Here is a 2,540-nt window from a genome sequence, read left to right as displayed (position 1 = left end):
CGACCCTGGCGGACCTCGCGGTGATGGGCCCGAACATGATGGACCCGGCCCGCCGCGGCGCCGTCCTGGAGAGCGCCCTGCGCACCAGCCGGGAGACGCTCCTGTCCTAGAGCTTGTTGCAGAAGTCCGGGCGTGGGCAGGCCTATGTGTGGCCTGGCCTGCTGGTTCACGGGGTTCGGGCGAGGTTGTGCATGTGGGCGACGGCCTGCACCGCGTGGTGCGTGCCGTCGCCTTCCTGTTGGCAGTCTCGGAGGATCTTGTAGTTCTTCATGCGGGCGAAGGTGTGCTCGACGCGGGCGCGTACGCGGCGGTGTTCGGCGTTGTCCTCCTCCTGGGCCCGCAGGAGCGGGCGCCCGGCTCGTCGGCGGTGCGGGACGACCAGGCCGATGTTTGAGGTAGGCGCCGTCCGCGAGCACGGTGGTGCCGACGCAGGTGGCGGGCAGGTCGGAGGCCCGCCAGGCGTGGGCGTCGGCCCTGTTGCCCGGCACGGGGCGGGCGGTGGCGACCACGAGGCGGGTGTCGGTGTCGATGGCGACCCGTACGTTCGCCGGGAACCGGTAGTTGCGGCTGGACGCGGCCACCGTCCGGTCCCGGACCGGGATCAGGGTGCCGTCCACGATCCACAGCCGCTCCGCGCCCGGTCGCGGGCGTGGAGCGGCTTCCAGGGCCAGGAGCGGACCGAGATGCTGGACGATGCGGCACACCGTCGCCGTCGAGATTCCGAACAGCGGCGCCAGCTGCCGCATCGTGAGGTACGTCCAGCAGCTCGGGCATTCGAGGAGGTGAGAGGAGGCTTGGATGTAAACCGGGCGTCAAGCTCAGGGCAGCCAGCCGGTGGAAGTCCGGTCCGGGGAGACGCCAGGGTCCCCGGTAGCTGACTCCCGACGTCGTTCGAGAGGGCGGCGTCGAAGTGGAGTGACAAGCGTCCTTCGGGGGCGTGCGACCGACCAGTCCGCAACATGAAGTGAAGCCTGCAGCATCGTCATTTAGAGGACATCTCATTTGGGTGGCTGAGTAGGCTGCGCATGTGACGATCGTGGAGCGCCTCGTCCCTGACGAGTTGTGGGAGCTGTTCCAGTTGGTGGTGCCGGAGGCGCCGACCCGGCCGCAGGGCGGTGGCCGGCGGCGCTACGGGGACCGGGAGGTGTTGGCGGCGATCGTGTTCGTCGCCACCTCGGGGTGCACCTGGGCCCAGCTGCCGCCTTGTTTCGGCCCGTCCGGACCTACCGCCCACGGGAGGTTCGCCGAGTGGAGCAGGGCCCGGGTGTGGGCCAAGCTCCACCGGGTCGTCCTCGACGAGCTCGGCGAGCTGGACTGGTCGCGGTGCGCGGTCGACTCGGTGAACATGCGGGCCCTCAAAAAGGGGAGCTGACAGGTCCGAATCCTGTCGATCGGGGCAAGTACGGGTCGAAGATCCACCTGCTCACCGAACGCATCGGTTTACCCCTGTCGCTCGCGATCTCCGGAGCCAACGTCCACGACAGCCAGGCCCTGATACCGCTTGTCGACGCCATCCCGCCGATCCGCTCGCGGCGCGGACCGCGGCGCCGCCGACCCGGCAAGCTGCACGGCGACAAAGCCTACGACCACCGCTTCATCCGCTGCTACCTGCGCCGTCGGCAGATACCGGCCCGCATCGCCCGCCGCGGGATCGAGACGTCCAGCCGTCTCGGCCGGCACCGCTGGGTGATCGAGCGCACCGTCGCCTGGCTCGGCGGCTTCCGCCGGCTCCACCGTCGCTACGAACGCAAGGCCGACCACTTCGCCGCCTTCGCCAGCATCGCAGCAGCCATCATCTGCACCCGCAGGCTCCCCAAATGAGATGTCCTCTTAGAAGCTATCTCGTTTGGCCTTGCAGGCTGCTCGCGTGACGATCGTGAAGCGTCTCGTCCCGGACGAGTTGTGGGAGTTGTTCCAGTTGGTGGTGCTGGAGGCGCCGACCCGGCCGCAGGGCGGTGGCAGGCGCCGCTACGGCGACCGGGAGGTGCCGGCGGCGATCGTGTTCGTGGCGACGTCGGGGTGTACCTGGGCCCAGCTGCCGCCCTGTTTCGGGTCGTCCGGCCCGACCGCCCACGGGAGGTTCGCCGAGTGGAGCAGGGCCCGGGTGTGGGCCAAGCTCCACCGGGTCGTCCTCGACGAGCTCGGCGAGCTGGACTGGTCGCGGTGCGCGGTCGACTCGGTGAACATGCGGGCCCTCAAAAAGGGGAGCTGACAGGTCCGAATCCTGTCGATCGGGGCAAGTACGGGTCGAAGATCCACCTGCTCACCGAACGCATCGGTTTACCCCTGTCGCTCGCGATCTCCGGAGCCAACGTCCACGACAGCCAGGCCCTGATACCGCTTGTCGACGCCATCCCGCCGATCCGCTCGCGGCGCGGACCGCGGCGCCGCCGACCCGGCAAGCTGCACGGCGACAAAGCCTACGACCACCGCTTCATCCGCTCCTACCTGCGACGACGGCAGATCCCCGCCCGCATCGCCCGCCGCAGGATCGAGACCTCCAACCGTCTCGGCCGGCACCGCTGGGTCATCGAACGCAC

General features: G+C 69.5%; 1 protein-coding gene and 2 pseudogenes. 2 read left to right on the top strand and 1 reads right to left on the bottom strand.

What is annotated here, in order from left to right:
• Positions 1-166: 166 nt before the first annotated feature.
• Positions 167-758, bottom strand: a pseudogene (locus ACFVU7_RS45085) (transposase); the annotation flags it as partial.
• 275 nt (positions 759-1,033) lie between these two features.
• Here ACFVU7_RS45085 and ACFVU7_RS45080 point away from each other — a divergent pair.
• Together ACFVU7_RS45080 and ACFVU7_RS45075 are read left to right on the top strand one after the other, a co-directional pair.
• A protein-coding gene (locus ACFVU7_RS45080; RefSeq protein ID WP_388052549.1) for an IS5 family transposase occupies positions 1,034-1,821 on the top strand; the annotation gives its coding sequence in 2 pieces (ribosomal slippage) (positions 1,034-1,370 and positions 1,370-1,821; 789 coding nt in all).
• A gap of 46 nt (positions 1,822-1,867) precedes the next feature.
• A pseudogene (locus tag ACFVU7_RS45075) lies at positions 1,868-2,540 on the top strand (IS5 family transposase); the annotation flags it as partial.

Origin of the sequence: Kitasatospora sp. NPDC058046 (genome assembly GCF_042885595.1) — a bacterium.
GTDB lineage: Bacteria > Actinomycetota > Actinomycetes > Streptomycetales > Streptomycetaceae > Kitasatospora.
This window is presented reverse-complemented; position numbering and strand designations above follow the sequence as displayed.